Raw genomic sequence first — 18869 nt, 5'->3', positions numbered from 1 at the left:
AACGATGTCTGAAAATAAATTAAACGTTATCGATCTGCACAAACGCTACGGCGAACATGAAGTGCTGAAAGGGGTATCGCTGCAGGCGAATGCGGGCGATGTGATCAGTATTATTGGCTCATCCGGTTCGGGAAAAAGTACCTTCCTGCGCTGCATTAACTTCCTCGAAAAGCCGAGCGAAGGGTCGATTATCGTCAGCGGGCAAAATATCAACCTGGTGCGCGACAAAGACGGGCAGCTGAAAGTGGCGGACAAGAATCAGCTGCGTCTGCTGCGCACGCGTTTGACGATGGTGTTCCAGCACTTTAACCTCTGGAGCCATATGACGGTGCTGGAAAACGTTATGGAAGCGCCGATTCAGGTTCTGGGCTTAAGCAAACAGGAAGCGCGTGAACGTGCGGTGAAATACCTGGCGAAAGTGGGTATCGACGAACGTCAGCAGATTAAGTATCCGGTGCATTTATCCGGCGGTCAGCAGCAGCGTGTCTCCATCGCCCGTGCGCTGGCGATGGAGCCGGAAGTTCTGCTGTTTGATGAGCCGACCTCGGCGCTCGATCCTGAGCTGGTGGGCGAAGTGCTGCGCATTATGCAGAAGCTGGCCGAAGAGGGGAAAACGATGGTGGTGGTGACGCACGAGATGGGCTTTGCCCGTAACGTCTCGAACCACGTTATCTTCCTGCATCAGGGCGTCATCGAAGAGCAAGGGCATCCTGATGAGGTGCTGGCGAACCCGAAAAGCCCGCGTTTGCAGCAGTTCCTGAAAGGCTCGCTCAAGTAATGTCGTTGCCCGGTGGCGTTGAGTTTACCGGGCCTGCAAAACGCGTATCAGCGCCGGGCAAAGACCGTGCCGCCCGGCAGCTCAGACCGCACCACACTCCAGCCGATACACCCAGTCGTCATAGCGCACGCCGTTAATCTCATAGGCCTTTTCCAGCACCTGAGTACGCACAAATCCCTGCTTCTCCAGCACCCGCACCGAACCGGCGTTATCCGCCAGCACATACGCATTAATCGCTTTTACGCCCGCCTGGCTGAACGCATAGTCGCACACCGCTTGCAGCGCTTCGCTGGCATAGCCTTTGCCCTGGGCCTGAGGGATCACCGTATAGCCGATATCTGCTTCTTCACGGAACTTCGCGCTGATTTGCAGGCCAATATCGCCGAGCGGTGTATCGTTGCCGTGGGCGCGAATCACAAAGGTGTGGGGCGCAGCCAGGCGAATGGCGAACAGGCGTCGGGTCTCTTTTTCAGGGGCGATGGCCGCCATATAACGCATGATCGCGCGATCTTCGCGCAGGGAGCGGAAGAACGCCCAGTCGGAGGGTTTAAAGGGGGAAAGCTGAAGTCGGGGAGTGGTGATTGTCGCCATAGTGTCGCCATTCTGGGAAGTCTGACGTACGACTCTACCATAAGCGACACAGCAGATTTAACCCACCACATCTCCCAGGGCTTCTTCTAGGTCGTACCAGCGGAAGGCAAATCCCGACGCCTCCAGCCGTTTTGGCAGGGCGCGCTGCCCGCCCAGCACCAGCACTGACGATTCCCCCATCAGCAGGCGGATGGCCGTCGCAGGGGCGCGAAGCACCGCCGGGCGTTTCAGGGCGTGGCCCAGCGCATGGGCAAGCTGTTCGTTTCGCACCGGGTAGGGCGCAACCATATTGAACGGGCCGCGCAGATCGTTATCCAGTAGCCACAGAATACCGTTAACCATATCGTCGATATGAATCCACGCCAGATACTGGCGCCCGTTGCCCATCGGGCCGCCCAGACCAAGTTTAAACACCGGGAGCATCTTCGCCAGAATCCCGCCCTTCGGTGCCAGCACCACGCCGGTTCTGAGCAGACAAACGCGGGTAGCGTCACTCTGCGCACCGCAGGCGATTTGCTCCCAGCGGGCGCAGAGTTTGTGGGTAAATTCGTTATGTGGTGGCTCTTCTTCGGTGACGACGACTTCGCCGAGATCGCCGTAATAGCCTGCCGCCGAGCCGGAAATCAGCACCGACGGAGGCGTTGCGCTGGCATGGAACAGATCGACCAGCTTTTGAGTGATGTTCCAGCGGCTGTCGCACAGCCGCTGTTTCTGCTCTTCGGTCCAGCGTTTGTCGGCGATAGGCTCACCGGCGAGGTTGATGACGGCGTCGAAACCGTCCAGATTCTGCTGTTCAGCCAGCCCTTTCCAGATGCCGACGTTATTGCCGAGCACCTGACGCGCTTTATCCGCGTTGCGCGTCACCACGGTGATGTCGTGTTTCAGCACCTGCAAGCGCGAAATGAGATGACGGCCAATCAGGCCGGTACCGCCGGTCACCAGAATCTTCATACCACCTCCTGGAGGCGCTTAGCGTTGCCAGCTTAGGGTCATAGAGACCGAGTCGGCGTAACGCAGCGCGTGAAGTTTGTCGATTTCTACTTCAGCATAAGTGACCCAGTGATGTTCGCGTGCGATATCGAGCACATCCTGAGTTAATTTTTCGAGCAAAGAGAAACGGTTATTCTCAACGTACTTAATGATGTTCTTGGTAATGGTGCGATAGTTCAGGGCGTCGTTGATATCTTCACTGGCGCGGGCCTTGTCGGCCGGGTAGTGAATAACGACATTAATCACGATGTCCTGACGATTTTCGATCTCTTCGTCTTTGATACCGATAAAAGTGCGTAAGCGTAAGTTTTTTATACGAATAATAGCGTCATGCTGAGACATTGCAGGCTTCCTCTGTTTGTTATTCGCACCATAATACATGAGGATTTTGGGCGCGCCCAATCCGGCGGGTACCTAAATTTGCTGAGCCTTCTGCATCGCGCGCTCCGTCGCCGGGCGGGTGCGGATCCGCTCGAACCAGTTGTTCACGGCAGGGTAAGTGGCCAGATCGATTCGCTGGCGCAGATGGGCGTTGATCCACGGCCAGCAGGCGATATCCGCGATGCTGTAATGATCGCCGCCAAGCCACGGGGATTTTTCCAGCCGCTTGTTCAGCACCCCGTAAAGACGCTGGGTTTCCACCTGATAGCGCTCAATGGCGTAAGGAATGGGCTGCGGGGCAAAATGGTTAAAGTGGTGGTTTTGTCCCAGGCTCGGCCCCAGACCGCTCGCCTGCCAGAACAGCCATTGCAGCGTGTGATGGCGCTCACGCAGCTCACCGCTCAGCAGTTTGCCGGTTTTTTCCGCCAGATAGAGCAGGATCTCACCCGATTCAAACAGGCTCAGCGGCCTGCCGCCATCCACAGGGGAGGTATCGACAATCGCGGGAATTTTATTGTTGGGCGAAATGGCCAGAAAATCAGCCCGGAACTGATCGCCCTTGCTGATATCCACTTTGATAATGCGATAATCCAGCTGAGTTTCTTCCAGAAAGAGCGTGATCTTGTGACCGTTAGGGGTCGGGGCAAAATAGAGGTCTATCATCTCAACTCCTGTCATTAGATTATTTCAGGCCTTAAAAACGAGTATAGGCGCTGCGCATAAATCGTGAGTTTTCATCAAGTGACAGGAACGCAAAGAGATTATATGTTGGATGAAAACCGTTCAGACGATGAGGATGTTATGAGCCAACCTGCGATTACCCTGTGGTCCGATGCCAACTTTTTTTCGCCGTATGTCATGAGTGTGTATGTCGCGCTGGCGGAGAAGGGGCTGACGTTCAACCTCAAAACCGTTGATCTGGATCGCGGCGATCACCTTAAACCGCAGTGGCAGGGTTATGCGCTGACGCGTCGTGTGCCGGTGCTGGAAATCGACGGGTTTGAGCTGAGTGAGTCCTCAGCCATTGATGAGTATCTCGAAGACCGCTTTGCGCCGCCGGAGTGGGAGCGCATCTATCCCCACGATCTGCAAAAACGCGCGCGGGCGCGACAGATCCAGGCGTGGCTCAGGAGCGATCTGGTGCCGATTCGTGAGCAGCGTGCGACGGACGTGATCTTTGGCGGCGCGAAAATGCCTGCGCTCAACGAAGCGGGTGAGGCGAGCGCCAGTAAGCTCTTTGAAACGGCCGCGAAGCTGCTGGAACACGGCAACCCGAACCTGTTTGGCGAATGGTGTATTGCCGATGCGGATCTGGCACTGATGCTTAACCGTCTGGTACTGAATGGCGACGCCGTTCCGCAGGCGCTGGCCGACTATGCCTCCTTCCAGTGGCAGCGCGCCTCCGTGCAGCGTTTTGTCGCGCTGTCGGCAAAGCGTGCAGGCTGATAAACCCCGTGGGTTCAGGTATGATAGGGCAGTGATCATTTGAAAGGAGTCACTGATGAAACTCTTGTTTGCATCGGATATTCACGGATCGCTGCCCGCGACGGAGCGTGTGCTTGAACGCTTTGTGCAAAGCGGGGCGCAGTGGCTGATTATCCTCGGCGATGTGCTTAACCACGGGCCGCGTAATGCGCTTCCGGACGGCTACGCTCCCGCGCAGGTGGCGGACAAACTAAATCAGTATGCGGATAAAATCATCGCGGTGCGCGGCAACTGCGACAGTGAAGTCGATCAGATGTTACTTCACTTCCCGATGACTGCCCCCTGGCAGCAGGTGTTGCTGGAACAGAACCGCCTGTTTTTGACCCACGGACATCTTTTTAGCCCGGAAAATTTGCCGCCGCTCTCGACTGGCGATGTGCTGGTTTACGGTCATACTCATATTCCGGTGGCGTCGAGGCACGGAGATATCGTGCATTTCAATCCTGGCTCCGTCAGTATTCCGAAAGGGGGGAATGTCCCCAGCTACGGCATGCTGGAGGAAAATCTATTACGCGTTATCGCACTTAATGATCAGCAAGTTATTGCGCAGGTCAGCATTAATCCGTAAGTTACACCTCAAAAGTCAAACGCGCCAAAAGAGCGCTTAACGAGAAGGGTTCCCGATGGTGGAGCAGAGTCATTTGGCAAGTACAGAGTGGGTTGACATTGTCAGCGAAGACAATGAAGTGATTGCACAGGCGAGCCGCGAGCAAATGCGGGCTGAACGTCTGCGTCACCGCGCAACTTACATCGTTGTTCACGATGGAATGGGCAAGATCCTGGTACAGCGACGTACTGACACGAAAGATTTTCTCCCGGGCATGCTCGATGCTACGGCAGGTGGCGTGGTCCAGGCCGATGAAATTCTGCTGGACTCTGCGCGTCGTGAGGCAGAAGAGGAGCTGGGCATTGCCGGTGTGCCTTTTGCCGAGCATGGTCTGTTCTACTTTGAAGACCCGCATTGTCGCGTGTGGGGCGGGTTGTTTAGCTGCGTGTCCCACGGTCCGTTCGCCCTTCAGGAAGAAGAGGTGAGCGAAGTAAGCTGGATGACGCCAGAAGAGATCACCGCACGTTGTGATGAGTTCACTCCGGATTCACTGAAAGCTCTGGCGCTGTGGATGAGCCGCAACGCCAAAAATGAGTCTGCAAAACCTGAAAAGCAGGAGCAGGCTGAGTAAACCTCAGCAACTCTCCCGCAAACACAGACTGGAGGCGATCGGTTTCTGATCGCGCCAGTCGCTGTCATTCAAGCGCTCCAGCAGCGCGCGTCCCGCTTCAACACCAATCTTACGATGTGGCACCGCCATCGTCGTCAGCGGCGGCTGACAGACACGGCTGACGTCGCTATCGCCAAAACCCACCACCGCCAGGTCATCCGGTACTTTGATGCGCCGGCGCTGACACTCATACAGCACGCCACATGCCAGTTCGTCGGAGACGCAGACCAGCGCATCCAGTTCTGGCCAGGCGAGTAAAAACTCCGGCAGCTGCGACGCACCCGTGGAGAAATTTGGCGGCAGTGCGGCATTGATCACCCGATTCGGCGACATATGGTGGCGCAACATCGCCTTATACCAGCCCTGCAGGTGCTGCTGGAAAATCCACTGCTCCTGATTCGCGCACAGCAGCCCGATGTTCTGATAGCCGCGCTGAATCACCAGTTCGGTGAGTTCGTACATCGCCGCGACGTTATCGATTCCAATATTCATATCCAGCGGATCGGCGCGCATCGCCCCCATTTCCATCACCGGTATAGAGGCGTTTTTCAGCCAGTGGCGGACGGTATCCGTGTGTTCCGCGCTGAGCAAAATGGCGGCCGCAATGTTAGAGGCGAGCAGCGTTTCGAGCAATTTCTCTTCCTGCTCAGGACGGTGCTGAGATTCGGCCAGCATAATCTGGTATCCGGCCGGTTGCAGGATTTGCTGCAGCCCGGCGAACATATCGGAACATCCGTCTTCTGCAAGATTGGGGACGACCATGGCGATGGTCCTGGATGATGCTGACGCCAGCGCGCTGGCCGCAAGATTGGGCATATAACCCAGCTCCTGCACCGCCGCATCAATTTTTTCTCGTAGCTTATCGGAAACCTGCTCTGGCGTGCGCAATGCGCGGGACACCGTCATAGTACCCACTCCGGCAAGCTGAGCGACATCAGAGATTGTCACTTTGCCGGTACTACGTCGTTTTCGGGTTAGAGACATACAAATTCCTGGTGACCAGTCGCGTTTTGTTATCTTCCTTCACTTCACGTAAAAATCAGTATACGCCTTAACTCCCTTTTTTTACTGTGATTTAAGGTGCGGTTTGTAATTTGATAGCGCTATCACAATTTTGAACGTTAGAAATTGGTAGCGCTATCTTTGTGATCTTGATCGCAGCTATCCGTGATAGCCTTGCATAAAGTTTGCTCATTGTTGATATCAGGCCGGGAGGAAAACATGCTCAAAAAATGGATACATGATGCAACCATCACCCTGGAAGAGAGCGTTGAAAACTGGCCGCAGGCGCTGGAGCTTTGCGCCAGACCGCTGCTGGAGATGAACGTGATCTCCCCGGAGTATGTGACGGCAATTGTCGAACAGCATCATAAGTTAGGACCGTATTACGTGCTGGCACCAGGGCTGGCCATGCCGCATGCGCGGCCAGAAGAAGGGGCGAAAGGGCTTGGCCTCTCATTATTAAAACTTAAGCAGGGAGTTGCATTCGGTGCCGGAGAGTTCGATCCGGTAGATATTATTATCATGCTGGCTGCACCCGATAAACACAGCCATATCGAAATGATCTCCGCGCTGGCCGAGTTATTTTCCAGTGACGATGATTTGGCCGAACTGCATAACGTAAATACGCGGGAGGAAATAAAAGCCATTATCGAACGCTTCTGACGTTATTACCCATTCCGATTAATTAACTCATTACGCTGAGGCGTGATGCGGACGCACTCTACTCAAAAAAGGCATAACAATGAAAATTATGGCGATTTGCGGCTCCGGCCTGGGCAGTAGTTTCATGGTCGAAATGAATATCAAAAAAGTGCTAAAAAAATTAAATATCCAGGCTGAGGTTGAGCACTCCGATCTCTCTTCGGCAACCCCCGGTGCTGCCGATGTGTTCGTGATGGCGAAAGATATCGCTGCCAGCGCGAGCGTGCCGGAAAGCCAGCTGGTGGTCATCAACAACATTATTGATATCAATGAACTGGAAGCGCAACTCAGCGCCTGGTTCGCAAAACAATCATCCTGATAACACCCTGTAAACGGTGAGGTGGATATGTTTATACTCGAAACGTTGAATTTCGTTGTTGATATTTTAAAAGTACCCTCAGTGCTGGTGGGCTTAATTGCCTTAATTGGACTGGTAGCCCAGAAAAAACCGTTTTCGGATGTGGTGAAAGGCACCATTAAAACCATTCTCGGTTTTATTGTTCTGGGCGGCGGTGCTACGGTGCTGGTCGGCTCATTAAATCCCTTAGGGGGAATGTTTGAACACGCCTTTAATATTCAGGGCATTATTCCGAATAACGAAGCCATCGTGTCTATTGCGCTGGAGAAATATGGTGCATCTACGGCGCTGATTATGGCCTTCGGGATGGTAGCGAATATTATTGTCGCTCGCTTTACCCGACTGAAGTACATCTTCCTGACCGGGCACCACACGTTTTACATGGCCTGCATGATCGGCGTGATCCTGACCGTCGCCGGATTTGAGGGGATCGGCCTGGTCTTTACCGGCTCGCTGATTCTCGGTCTGGTCATGGCGTTCTTCCCGGCGCTGGCGCAACGCTACATGAAGCGCATCACCGGTAATGACGATATCGCATTTGGCCACTTCGGTACGCTGGGCTACGTGCTTTCCGGCTGGATCGGCAGCAAATGCGGGAAAGGCTCGCGCTCAACGGAAGAGATGAATCTGCCAAAGAACCTCAGCTTCCTGCGCGACAGCTCAATCTCTATCTCGCTGACCATGATGATCATCTACCTGATTATGGCCGTCAGCGCCGGGCGTGAGTATGTCGAAGCGACCTTCAGCGGCGGTCAAAACTACCTGGTTTACGCAATTATCATGGCGATCACCTTCGCGGCAGGGGTGTTCATCATCCTGCAGGGTGTGCGTCTGATTCTGGCGGAGATTGTCCCGGCCTTTACCGGCTTTTCCGAAAAACTGGTCCCGAACGCGCGTCCGGCCCTCGACTGCCCGGTGGTCTATCCCTATGCGCCTAACGCCGTGCTGATTGGCTTCCTGTTCAGCTTCCTCGGGGGTCTGGTTGGTCTGTTCCTGTGTGGGCAGTTTAGCTGGGTGCTGATCCTGCCGGGTGTGGTTCCACACTTCTTCACCGGTGCCACTGCCGGGGTGTTCGGGAACGCTACAGGCGGGCGTCGCGGTGCGATGATTGGGGCCTTTGCCAACGGCCTGCTGATTACCTTCCTGCCGGTGATGTTGCTGCCGGTGCTGGGGGCGATTGGTTTCGCTAACACCACTTTCTCAGACGCCGATTTTGGCGCAGTGGGCATCGTGCTGGGCAATCTGGCGCGCTACCTGTCTCCGTTCGCCATTACCGGTCTCGTCGTTGCGCTGTTCGCCGCGCTGGTGGCCTACAACGTGTTCGCTAAAAACAACTCTGCGGGCGGTAACGCGCAGGAAAACACCGGAGCTAAATCATGAATGTGAAAGAAGTCACCCGACTGGCGCGTGAGATCCGCTTGGAAACGCTCAAATCCTTAACGCAGCTGGGGTTCGGTCATTACGGCGGCAGTATGTCGGTGGTGGAAACGCTGGCGGTGCTGTACGGCGCGGTGATGAAAATCGACCCGGCCGATCCCGACTGGCCAGAGCGCGATTACTTCGTGCTCTCCAAGGGGCACGCTGGCCCGGCGCTTTACAGCACGCTGGCGATCAAAGGCTATTTCCCAGTGGAAGAACTGAGCACGCTGAACCAGAACGGCACGCGTTTGCCGAGCCACCCGGATCGCCTGAAAACGCGCGGCGTGGATGCCACTACCGGTTCGCTGGGGCAGGGAATTTCAATCGCCGGCGGGATGGCCCTGTCGCATAAGCTGGCGGGGCGTCCAAACCGGGTGTTCAGTATCGTCGGTGACGGCGAGCTAAACGAGGGGCAGTGCTGGGAAGCCTTCCAGTTTATCGCCCACCACCGGCTGACCAATCTGACCATTTTTGTTGACTGGAACAAACAGCAGCTCGACGGCGAGCTGGATGAGATCATCTGTGCGTTCGATCTCGAAGGGAAGTTCCGCGCCTTTGGCTTTGACGTGGTGACGGTCAAGGGGGACGACGTGGCCGGACTGCTGGAGGCGGTTTCACTGCCGCCTGCCGCCGGTGCCCGCCCGCTGGTGGTGATCCTCGACAGTATCAAAGGGCAGGGCGTGCCGTATCTGGAGCAGCTAAGCAACTCCCACCACCTGCGACTGACGGATGACGTCAAAGCCGCGCTGAATGAGACGATTCGCCAACTGGAGGCAGCACATGATTAAGGTTGCACCCGCAGGACAAAAAGATGCCATCGAGATGCGTAAAGTCTACGCCGGTTTCGTGGCAAACCAGATTGAAGCCGGAAGTGAGATTATCGCTCTCGAAGCGGATCTGATGAGCTCAATGGCAATGGATGGCGTGGCGCGGGATTACCCGCAGCATGTAATTAACTGCGGCATTATGGAAGCCAACGTCATCGGCACAGCCGCCGGCTTGTCGCTCACCGGGCGCAAACCCTTTGTGCATACGTTTACGGCTTTCGCCAGCCGTCGCTGCTTTGACCAGTTGTTTATGTCGCTGGATTATCAGCGTAACAACGTCAAAGTCATTGCCTCGGATGCGGGTGTCACGGCTTGTCACAACGGCGGCACCCATATGTCGTTTGAGGATATGGGGATCGTGCGCGGCCTGGCGCATTCGGTGGTGCTGGAAGTGACCGATGCGGTGATGTTCGAAGATGTGCTGCGCCAGCTTATCGATCTCGAGGGTTTCTACTGGGTGCGTACGATTCGTAAGCAGGCGCAAAGCGTCTATGCGCCGGGTTCAACCTTTACCATTGGCAAAGGTAACGTCTTGCGTGAGGGGAGCGATATCACCCTGATTGCAAACGGCATCATGGTGGCGGAAGCGCTGGAAGCGGCCCGTCAGCTCGAGCAGGAGGGGGTCAGCGCGGCGGTAATCGACATGTTTACCCTGAAACCTATCGACCGGATGCTGGTGAAAAACTACGCCGAGAAAACCGGGCGGATTGTGACCTGTGAAAACCACAGTATTCACAACGGGCTGGGGTCTGCGGTGGCAGAAGTGCTGGTGGAAACCTGTCCGGTCCCGATGCGTCGTGTCGGCGTGAAAGAGCGGTATGGTCAGGTGGGCACGCAGGACTTCCTGCAGAAAGAGTATGGCCTGACGGCACACGATATTGTCTCGGCGGCGCGAGAGCTGCTGTAATTAAAAAGGCGACCAGAGGGTCGCCTTTTTGTTGCCCGGTGGTGCAAACGCTTACCGGGCTTACAGAACTTTCAGAAGATTACTGCTGTTGCTGTGAAGACTGAATCGCGGTCAGAGCGATGGTGTAGACGATATCGTCAACCAGTGCGCCACGGGACAGGTCGTTCACCGGCTTGCGCATACCCTGCAGCATCGGCCCGATGGAGATCAGGTCGGCAGAACGCTGTACCGCTTTGTAGGTGGTGTTACCGGTGTTCAGATCAGGGAAGATGAACACGGTCGCGCGACCTGCAACCGGAGAGTTCGGTGCTTTGGATTTCGCAACGTCAGCCATCACGGCGGCGTCGTACTGCAGCGGGCCATCGATCATCAGGTCAGGACGTTTTTCCTGCGCCAGACGCGTCGCTTCACGCACTTTCTCTACGTCGCTACCTGCACCAGAGGTACCGGTGGAGTAGGAGAGCATCGCAACGCGCGGTTCGATACCGAAGGCAATTGCGGAGTCCGCAGACTGGATAGCAATCTCAGCCAGCTGTTCTGCAGTTGGGTCTGGGTTGATCGCACAGTCACCGTAAACATAAACCTGTTCAGGCAGCAGCATGAAGAACACAGAAGAGACCAGCGAGCTACCTGGTGCAGTTTTGATAAGCTGCAGCGGTGGACGAATGGTGTTCGCGGTGGTGTGAACTGCACCGGAAACCAGACCGTCAACTTCGTCCTGCTCCAGCATCAGGGTACCCAGTACCACGTTGTCTTCCAGCTGTTCGCGCGCAACGGCTTCGGTCATGCCTTTGCTCTTACGCAGCTCAACCAGACGGGCAACATAGCTCTCGCGAACCACTTCTGGATCGACGATTTCGATACCTGAACCCAGCTCAACGCCTTGAGACGCTGCAACGCGGGTGATTTCATCTGGGTTACCCAGCAGCACGCAGGTCGCTATGCCGCGCTCTGCACAGATAGCAGCCGCTTTAACGGTACGCGGTTCGTCGCCTTCTGGCAGAACAACGCGTTTACCGGCTTTACGCGCCAGCTCGGTCAGCTGGTAGCGGAATGCTGGTGGAGACAGACGACGGCTACGCTCGGAGGTCGCGGTCAGAGACTCAACCCAGTCAGCGTTGATGTAGCTTGCAACGTATTCCTGAACTTTCTCGATACGCTCGTGGTCATCAACCGGGACTTCGAGGTTGAAGCTCTGCAGGCTCAGAGAGGTCTGCCAGGTGTTGGTGTTCACCATGAACACTGGCAGGCCGGTGGCGAACGCACGTTCGCACAGCTTGCTTACGCGAGGGTCCATTTCGTATGCGCCGGTCAGCAGGATCGCACCGATCTCAACGCCGTTCATCGCAGCCAGACAGGCGGCAACCAGCACGTCAGGACGGTCAGCGGAGGTCACCAGCAGGGAACCTGCACGGAAATGTTCCAGCATGTGCGGAATGCTGCGCGCACAGAAGGTCACAGATTTCACGCGGCGGGTATTGATGTCGCCTTCGTTAACCACGGTCGCATTCAGGTGACGCGCCATGTCGATCGCACGGGTAGCGATCAGATCGAAGCTCCACGGCACCGCGCCCAGCACTGGCAGCGGGCTGCTTGCGCTCAGCTGAGCAGGGTCCACTTTCACGATCTTCGCTTTGGAAGAGTCGTCGAAAATTTCAGACAGGTCAGGGCGAGTACGGCCTTGTTCATCAACCGGTGCGTTCAGTTTGTTAACGATAACGCCGGTGATGTTGCTGTTTTTCGCGCCGCCGAAGCTGCTGCGAGTCAGCTCAATGCGCTCGTTCAGCTGTTCCGGAGTATCGGTACCCTGGGACATCACGAACACGATTTCAGCGTTCAGGGTTTTGGCGATTTCGTAGTTCAGAGACTGGGCAAACTGATGTTTGCGCGTCGGAACCAGACCTTCAACTAGAACCACTTCCGCGTCCTTCGCGTTCGCGTGGTAGTTAGCGATGATCTCTTCCATCAGCACATCGGACTGATTGCTGGAGAGCAGAGACTCAACGTGGCTCATTTTCAGCGGTTCAGCCGCTGGCAGACCGGAATTCGCACGCACGATGGCGGTGGTCTGGTCTGGCGCATCGCCACCGGCACGAGGCTGGGCGATAGGCTTAAAGACGCTCAGGCGAACGCCTTTGCGTTCCATAGCACGGATAACGCCAAGGCTGACGCTGGTCAGGCCGACGCTGGTTCCGGTAGGGATCAGCATAATAGTACGGGACACGGTTTATCCTCTTTTGGTTACCGCCGCAGTGGGCGGGGTACAAAACAGCACCGCCAGCATTGCTGGCGGTGTGGAATCAGGCAGTCAGACGGTTCGCGTCTTGCGCGATGACCAGCTCTTCGTTGGTTGGGATAACCAGAGCCGGGCGGGTGCCTTCTTTGTTGATGAAGCCAGACTTGCCGAAACGGGCAGCCAGGTTACGTTCGTGATCAACATCGAAGCCCAGAACGCCCAGTTTGCCCAGGGACAGTTCACGAACCATTGCCGCGTTCTCACCGATACCACCGGTGAAGATAACCGCATCCAGACGACCATCCATCAGTGCAGTGTAAGAACCGATGTATTTCGCCAGACGGTGGCAGTAAACGTCCATTGCACGTTTAGCGTCAGCTTTGGTGGTGTAGTTGTCTTCAACGTAACGGCAGTCGCTGGTGACTTCTGTCAGACCCAGCAGGCCAGACTCTTTGGTCAGCATTTTGTTGATTGCATCAACGCTCATGCCCAGGGTGTCGTGCAGGTGGAAGATGATCGCCGGGTCGATGTCACCGGAACGCGTACCCATCACCAGACCTTCCAGCGGGGTCAGACCCATAGAAGTATCAACACACTCGCCGTTGCGGATAGCAGAAACAGAACCACCGTTGCCCAGGTGGCAAGTGATGATGTTCAGCTCTTCAACAGGTTTGTTCAGAATCTTGGCCGCTTCCTGAGTAACATAGAAGTGGCTGGTGCCGTGTGCGCCGTAACGACGAACGCCGTGCTCTTTGTACAGGCTGTACGGCAGGGCATAGAGGTAAGACTCTTCTGGCATGGTCTGATGGAACGCGGTGTCGAAGACAGCGACGTTTTTGTCTTTCAGATTCGGGAAGGATTTCAGCGCTTCCGCGATGCCGATCAGGTGTGCAGGATTGTGCAGCGGTGCAAAAGAGGCTGCGTCTTTGATACCCTGAATAACGGAATCGTCGATCACTACAGAGCCGGTGTACTTCTCGCCGCCGTGAACAACACGGTGGCCGATCGCAGTCAGCTGAGCAGACAGTTCTGGTTTTTGTGCCAGAATAGTGTTAACGATAAAGTTCAGCGCTTCACTGTGAGCGGCGCCTGCACCTAAAGCCGCTTCTTGTTTGCTGCCGTCCATTTTCCATTTCAGACGCGCTTCAGGAAGATGGAAACATTCGGCCAAACCAGAGAGGTACTCTTCACCGTTGAGCGCATCGATGATGGCGAATTTCAGTGAGGAGCTACCGCAGTTCAGAACCAGTACTAACTTACTCGACATGGAAGTACCTATTATTGATACGTGGCTAAAAAAACGTCAGTGAGTCTCGTAGCGTAGCGCAAGATGACCCAGACATTTATGATTAACATCATGCCAAACGAACTTTCTGGCATGATGAAAGAAATCCATATGATTTTATGCCATTTTGAACGATTTTCAGACAATGGCATAATATGCGATAATTTGACGAGTTAACGATTCTCGTCTAAGGCCCAATCAGGCTGGCACAGAATACCCGATACTGGGTAGCGATGACAAAATATTTTGAACGTTGTCATGGCTTGTTGTGGATTTGCACGAAAATTTTAATTTTTATATGTGAAGTTGAGGTACAGCCATGTCGACACCTGAGAACCCCTCCGTGAGCTTCTTGAGTCTGTTTCGTCGGGGCCAGCATTACGCAAAGACGTGGCCCCTGGAGAAGCGCCTTGCGCCAGTGTTTGTAGATAACCGCGTTATCCGCATCACCCGCTATGCGATCCGTTTTATGCCGCCGATTGCCGTCTTTACCTTGTGCTGGCAGATCGCCCTGGGTGGTCAGCTTGGCCCGGCAGTGGCAACCGCGCTGTTTGCGCTCAGTCTCCCGATGCAGGGATTGTGGTGGTTGGGTAAACGTTCTGTCACGCCGCTGCCACCTACTATTTTACACTGGTTTTATGAAGTGCGCGGGAAACTTCAGGAAGCAGGCCAGGCGCTGGCACCGGTTGAAGGCAAACCGGATTATCAGGCGTTGGCGGATACGCTCAAGCGGGCTTTCAAGCAACTTGATAAAACATTCCTTGATGACTTGTGATTGATCATCGAAACGGTCACGAAAAGAAGGCACAGTAACCACCAGTTACCGTGTCTTTTTTTTAGTGCAACGCGCAACAGGAGTCGAAAGATGGAAATGACCAATGCTCAACGTCTGATTTTGTCCAATCAGTACAAGATGATGACTATGCTTGATCCCGACAACGCGGAGCGCTATCGCCGCCTGCAGACTATCGTTGAACGTGGCTTCGGCTTGCAGATGCGCGAGCTGGACCGCGAGTTTGGCGAGCTGAAGGAAGAGACGTGCCGTACCGTCATCGACATTATGGAGATGTACCACGCGCTGCATGTTTCCTGGACCAATCTGAAAGATGCTCAAACCATTGATGAGCGTCGCGTGACATTCCTCGGTTTTGACGTGGCGACCGAATCGCGTTACCTGAGCTATGTTCGCTTCATGGTCAACACCGAAGGGCGTTACACCCATTTTGATGCGGGTACTCATGGCTTCAATTCCCAGACGCCGATGTGGGAAAAATATCAGCGTATGTTAAGCGCGTGGCACGCCTGCCCGCGTCAGTACCATTTAAGCAGTAACGAAATTCAGCAAATTATCAATGCCTGAGGGGGTGAGTGTGCAGTGTAAAGGTTTTCTGTTTGATCTGGACGGTACGCTGGTGGATTCGCTGCCGGTAGTCGAGCGCTCGTGGTGCCATTGGGCCGACAGGCATGGCATTGACCATCAGGACGTATTGAATTTCATCCATGGCAAACAGGCCATTACCTCTTTACGTCACTTCTTGCCAGGACGAACCGAAGAAGAGATTCAGGCGGAGTTCAAGTATCTGGAGCAGATCGAAGCAACAGATGTCGAAGGGATTTTCGCCCTGCCGGGCGCGCTTGAGCTGCTCAATCATCTTGAAGAGGCGCAGATCCCCTGGGCTATCGTGACCTCAGGTTCGATTCCCGTCGCCCACGCCCGCCATAAGGCTGCCGGTCTGCCGACGCCTGAAGTGTTCGTCACCGCCGAACGCGTGAAGCGCGGGAAACCGGAACCGGACGCCTTCTTATTAGGCGCGGAATTGCTGGGCATCCATCCGGCCGAGTGCGTCGTGGTGGAGGATGCCGCCGCCGGTGTACTGGCTGGGCTGAATGCCGGCAGCCATGTGGTTGCCGTGAATGTGCCCGCCGGTTCGCCCCGGCTCGACGAGGTCGACTTTGTGCTCACGTCGCTTGCCGCGCTGTCCGTTCACAAGGGCGCAGACGGAAATGTTACCGTCTCCTTAAAAATGTAATCCCATGATTTGGCCCCACATTGTTGGGGCCTTTTTATGGCAAAATTCCACTCCCTTTCCCTGACAAGGACATGTTGTGAACGGTGAACTGATTTGGGTGCTCAGCCTGCTTGCTATCGCCATCATTCTCTTTGCAACCGGCAAAGTGCGCATGGACGCCGTCGCTTTACTGGTTATCGTCGCGTTTGTTCTGAGCGGCACCTTAACGCTCCCGGAAGCCTTCTCGGGTTTTAGCGATCCCAACGTTATTTTGATTGCCGCGCTGTTTATCATCGGTGACGGACTGGTGCGCACCGGCGTCGCCACGGTGATGGGGGCCTGGCTGGTGAAAGTGGCGGGCAGCAGCGAAACCAAAATGCTCATCTACCTGATGCTGACGGTCGCCGGGCTGGGTGCCTTTATGAGCTCCACCGGCGTCGTTGCGATCTTTATTCCGGTGGTGTTAAGCGTCTCGATGCGCATGCAGACCTCACCGTCGCGACTGATGATGCCGCTGAGTTTTGCCGGGCTGATTAGCGGCATGATGACTCTGGTCGCCACGCCGCCGAACCTGGTGGTTAACAGTGAACTGCTGCGCGAAGGCTATGCCGGGTTCAGCTTCTTCAGCGTGACGCCGATTGGCCTGGTGGTGCTGGTGCTCGGGGTGATTTATATGCTCCTCACCCGCTTTGCCCTCAAGGGTGATAACCAGCATAAACATCGCGATGGCTGGCGCAGACGCACCTTTCGCGATCTGATCAAAGAGTATCGTCTTACCGGGCGCGCGCGTCGTCTGGCGATTCGCCCCGGTTCGCCGCTGATTGGTCAGCGTCTTGACGATCTCAAACTGCGCGAGCGCTACGGCGCGAATATCATCGGGGTCGAGCGCTGGCGCCGGTTCCGTCGCGTAATTGTAAATGTGAACGGGGTGTCTGAGTTTCGCGCCCGCGACGTTCTGCTGATTGATATGTCGACGGCAGATGTCGATCTGCGTGAGTTCTGCACCGAGCAACTGCTGGAACCCATGGTGCTTCGCGGTGAGTATTTCTCCGACCAGGCGCTGGACGTGGGGATGGCGGAAGTCTCTCTTATCCCCGAATCGGAATTGCTGGGTAAAACCGTCCGTGAGATAGGGTTTCGTACCCGCTACGGGCTGAATGTGGTTGGCCTGAAACGCGACGGGGTGGCGATGGAAGGGGCGGTCGTGGATGAGCCGCTGCAGCTGGGCGATATCTTCCTGGTGGTCGGCAACTGGAAACTGATCAGCCAGCTCGGGCAAAAAGGGCGTGATTTCGTGGTGCTCAATATGCCCATCGAAGAGAGCGATGCGTCACCGGCCCACAGCCAGGCACCGCATGCCATTTTCTGTCTGGTGCTGATGGTCGCACTGATGCTCACGGACGAAATTCCGAATCCGATCGCGGCCATTATTGCCTGTCTGCTGATGGGGAAATTCCGCTGTATCGACGCGGAAAGTGCCTATAAAGCCATTCACTGGCCGAGCATTATTCTGATCGTCGGGATGATGCCGTTTGCGCTGGCGCTGCAAAAAACGGGTGGCGTGGATCTGGTGGTGAAAGGGCTGATGGACGTCGGCGGGGGATACGGCCCGTACATGATGCTGATTTGCCTGTTCGTCATGTGCGCGACCATTGGGCTGTTTATCTCCAATACCGCGACGGCGGTGCTGATGGCCCCAATTGCGCTGGCGATGGCTAAATCGATGGGAGTGTCGCCGTATCCGTTTGCGATGATGGTCGCAATGGCCGCGTCGGCGGCGTTTATGACGCCCGTTTCGTCACCGGTGAATACGCTGGTGCTGGGGCCGGGGAACTATAAATTCAGCGATTTCGTGAAGCTCGGCGTGCCGTTCACTATTCTGGTAATGCTGGTGTGCGTGGTATTGATTCCGGTGCTGTTCCCGTTCTGACCTGTTTGCGCCGGGCGGCGGCTTCGCCTGACCCGGCTGCATTTGTGTATCAGCTGTACACCTGGCAAAGGCTTACAGCGGCGAATCCTGACTGATTTCATCCAGCGACAGATGGAAGCTCGGCACGAACACCTCCATGAAATAATCCATCTCTTCGCTGCGACGCGATTCGAGGGTTTTTTCCAGCCGCGTTTTCGCCAGTAAAAACTCATTATTTCCGGCGGAGAGTTCTTCCAGACACTTAAGATAGGCGCACAGGGCATCCGCCTGTTTCACCAGCAATCTTTCCTCTTCCGTGCACTGGTGTTCGTCGATCAGCGGCGCGAAAATATCCCGCAGTTCTTCAGGCACCATATCCACCAGTTTCTGCTGGGCGATCTTCTCGATGGCCTTATATTCCTGCGCAATCTGCGAGTTGAAATATTTAACCGGTGTCGGTAAATCCCCGGTCAGAACTTCAGAGGCGTCGTGATACATCGCCAGCAGCGCGATGCGCTCAGGATTCACCTGACCGTTGAATTTACGGTTTTTGATAGCGGCCAGCGCGTGCGCGACCATGGCGACCTGCAAACTGTGTTCAGACACGTTCTCTGTGCGCACGTTGCGCATCAGCGGCCAGCGGTTGATTAACTTCAGGCGGGAGAGATGGGCAAAAAAATGACTCTGACTCATAGATAACCTTTTGTCTTGCACTGCGACAGATTTCATTGTGCGGCGAGGGGAGGCAAGATGCAAATCAGGCTGCCCGCGGC

General features: G+C 55.5%; 21 protein-coding genes. 13 read left to right on the top strand and 8 right to left on the bottom strand.

The window, feature by feature from the left end; genetic code table 11:
• Positions 1 to 4 precede the first annotated feature (4 nt).
• The gene (gene hisP, locus ABIE11_RS07085; RefSeq protein WP_102104912.1) at positions 5 to 778 is read left to right on the top strand and encodes a histidine ABC transporter ATP-binding protein HisP; all 774 of its coding nucleotides are present in this window, start codon (positions 5 to 7) and stop codon (positions 776 to 778) included.
• A gap of 81 nt (positions 779 to 859) precedes the next feature.
• On the opposite strand, the gene ABIE11_RS07080 is transcribed toward hisP, so the two are convergent.
• From ABIE11_RS07080 to yfcG, 4 genes are all read right to left on the bottom strand, one after another.
• Positions 860 to 1369 (bottom strand): GNAT family N-acetyltransferase, encoded by a 510-nt coding sequence (locus tag ABIE11_RS07080; RefSeq protein ID WP_429184196.1) that lies wholly within the window; start codon positions 1367 to 1369, stop codon positions 860 to 862.
• 57 nt (positions 1370 to 1426) lie between these two features.
• Positions 1427 to 2320, bottom strand: coding sequence for a TIGR01777 family oxidoreductase (locus ABIE11_RS07075; protein WP_429184195.1), 894 nt, complete (start codon positions 2318 to 2320; stop codon positions 1427 to 1429).
• 18 nt (positions 2321 to 2338) lie between these two features.
• Positions 2339 to 2701 (bottom strand): dihydroneopterin triphosphate 2'-epimerase, encoded by a 363-nt coding sequence (gene folX, locus ABIE11_RS07070; protein WP_100779433.1) that lies wholly within the window; start codon positions 2699 to 2701, stop codon positions 2339 to 2341.
• A gap of 72 nt (positions 2702 to 2773) precedes the next feature.
• A complete protein-coding gene (gene yfcG / locus ABIE11_RS07065) occupies positions 2774 to 3403 on the bottom strand; it encodes a GSH-dependent disulfide bond oxidoreductase (RefSeq protein ID WP_100779434.1) in 630 nt (209 codons plus the stop codon).
• 138 nt (positions 3404 to 3541) lie between these two features.
• Between yfcG and yfcF the strand changes: the two genes are divergently transcribed.
• Genes yfcF through yfcD form a run of 3 tightly spaced genes read left to right on the top strand, consistent with a single transcriptional unit; the run spans position 3542 to position 5403 of the window.
• Positions 3542 to 4186 carry a glutathione transferase gene (yfcF, locus tag ABIE11_RS07060; protein ID WP_181826618.1) on the top strand — a complete coding sequence of 215 codons (645 nt, stop codon included), beginning with the start codon at positions 3542 to 3544 and terminating at the stop codon, positions 4184 to 4186.
• Between the two features lie 55 nt (positions 4187 to 4241).
• Positions 4242 to 4793 carry a phosphodiesterase gene (gene yfcE / locus ABIE11_RS07055; RefSeq protein ID WP_429184194.1) on the top strand — a complete coding sequence of 184 codons (552 nt, stop codon included), beginning with the start codon at positions 4242 to 4244 and terminating at the stop codon, positions 4791 to 4793.
• Between the two features lie 55 nt (positions 4794 to 4848).
• Positions 4849 to 5403 (top strand): NUDIX hydrolase YfcD, encoded by a 555-nt coding sequence (yfcD, locus tag ABIE11_RS07050; RefSeq protein WP_100779436.1) that lies wholly within the window; start codon positions 4849 to 4851, stop codon positions 5401 to 5403.
• 3 nt (positions 5404 to 5406) lie between these two features.
• Here yfcD and ABIE11_RS07045 read toward each other — a convergent pair whose 3' ends face one another.
• Complete coding sequence (locus tag ABIE11_RS07045; protein ID WP_100779437.1) at positions 5407 to 6426, bottom strand: LacI family DNA-binding transcriptional regulator; 1020 nt, start codon at positions 6424 to 6426, stop codon at positions 5407 to 5409.
• A 237-nt stretch (positions 6427 to 6663) separates the two neighbouring features.
• Here ABIE11_RS07045 and ABIE11_RS07040 point away from each other — a divergent pair, with 237 nt between their 5' ends.
• The 5 genes from ABIE11_RS07040 to ABIE11_RS07020 all read left to right on the top strand — a co-directional run bounded on the left by ABIE11_RS07040 (position 6664) and on the right by ABIE11_RS07020 (position 10657).
• Complete coding sequence (locus ABIE11_RS07040) at positions 6664 to 7107, top strand: PTS sugar transporter subunit IIA (protein WP_107703185.1); 444 nt, start codon at positions 6664 to 6666, stop codon at positions 7105 to 7107.
• Between the two features lie 79 nt (positions 7108 to 7186).
• Complete coding sequence (locus ABIE11_RS07035; protein WP_100779439.1) at positions 7187 to 7465, top strand: PTS sugar transporter subunit IIB; 279 nt, start codon at positions 7187 to 7189, stop codon at positions 7463 to 7465.
• Positions 7466 to 7492: 27 nt separating this feature from the next.
• Positions 7493 to 8884 carry a PTS ascorbate transporter subunit IIC gene (locus ABIE11_RS07030; protein WP_107703186.1) on the top strand — a complete coding sequence of 464 codons (1392 nt, stop codon included), beginning with the start codon at positions 7493 to 7495 and terminating at the stop codon, positions 8882 to 8884.
• Positions 8881 to 9711 carry a transketolase gene (locus tag ABIE11_RS07025; protein ID WP_123427189.1) on the top strand — a complete coding sequence of 277 codons (831 nt, stop codon included), beginning with the start codon at positions 8881 to 8883 and terminating at the stop codon, positions 9709 to 9711. Before ABIE11_RS07030 ends, ABIE11_RS07025 begins: the two co-directional genes overlap by 4 nt.
• A complete protein-coding gene (locus ABIE11_RS07020) occupies positions 9704 to 10657 on the top strand; it encodes a transketolase family protein (RefSeq protein ID WP_429184193.1) in 954 nt (317 codons plus the stop codon). The genes ABIE11_RS07025 and ABIE11_RS07020 overlap by 8 nt, the downstream gene beginning before the upstream one ends.
• Positions 10658 to 10736: 79 nt before the next feature.
• On the opposite strand, the gene pta is transcribed toward ABIE11_RS07020, so the two are convergent.
• A complete protein-coding gene (pta, locus tag ABIE11_RS07015) occupies positions 10737 to 12881 on the bottom strand; it encodes a phosphate acetyltransferase (protein WP_100779443.1) in 2145 nt (714 codons plus the stop codon).
• Between the two features lie 76 nt (positions 12882 to 12957).
• Entirely contained in the window at positions 12958 to 14160 is a 1203-nt protein-coding gene (ackA, locus tag ABIE11_RS07010; RefSeq protein WP_100779444.1) for an acetate kinase, read from the bottom strand.
• 337 nt (positions 14161 to 14497) lie between these two features.
• Here ackA and yfbV point away from each other — a divergent pair, with 337 nt between their 5' ends.
• From yfbV to ABIE11_RS06990, 4 genes are all read left to right on the top strand, one after another.
• Positions 14498 to 14953 carry a terminus macrodomain insulation protein YfbV gene (gene yfbV, locus ABIE11_RS07005; protein WP_100779445.1) on the top strand — a complete coding sequence of 152 codons (456 nt, stop codon included), beginning with the start codon at positions 14498 to 14500 and terminating at the stop codon, positions 14951 to 14953.
• A gap of 90 nt (positions 14954 to 15043) precedes the next feature.
• Entirely contained in the window at positions 15044 to 15538 is a 495-nt protein-coding gene (locus ABIE11_RS07000; protein ID WP_095282756.1) for a YfbU family protein, read from the top strand.
• A 10-nt stretch (positions 15539 to 15548) separates the two neighbouring features.
• Complete coding sequence (locus ABIE11_RS06995; RefSeq protein ID WP_429184192.1) at positions 15549 to 16208, top strand: sugar phosphatase; 660 nt, start codon at positions 15549 to 15551, stop codon at positions 16206 to 16208.
• Positions 16209 to 16284: 76 nt separating this feature from the next.
• Positions 16285 to 18117, top strand: a complete 1833-nt coding sequence (locus ABIE11_RS06990) for an SLC13 family permease (protein WP_102104906.1) — start codon at positions 16285 to 16287, stop codon at positions 18115 to 18117.
• Positions 18118 to 18189: 72 nt separating this feature from the next.
• Here the strand turns inward: ABIE11_RS06990 and yfbR are convergent, their stop codons facing one another.
• Positions 18190 to 18789, bottom strand: a complete 600-nt coding sequence (yfbR, locus tag ABIE11_RS06985) for a 5'-deoxynucleotidase (RefSeq protein ID WP_102104905.1) — start codon at positions 18787 to 18789, stop codon at positions 18190 to 18192.
• Positions 18790 to 18869 lie beyond the last annotated feature (80 nt).

Source organism: Lelliottia sp. 489 (genome assembly GCF_050435885.1).
Lineage (GTDB): Bacteria > Pseudomonadota > Gammaproteobacteria > Enterobacterales > Enterobacteriaceae > Enterobacter > Enterobacter nimipressuralis.
Note: the sequence above shows the minus strand (reverse complement) of the source record. Positions and strands in the feature narration are given on the sequence as shown.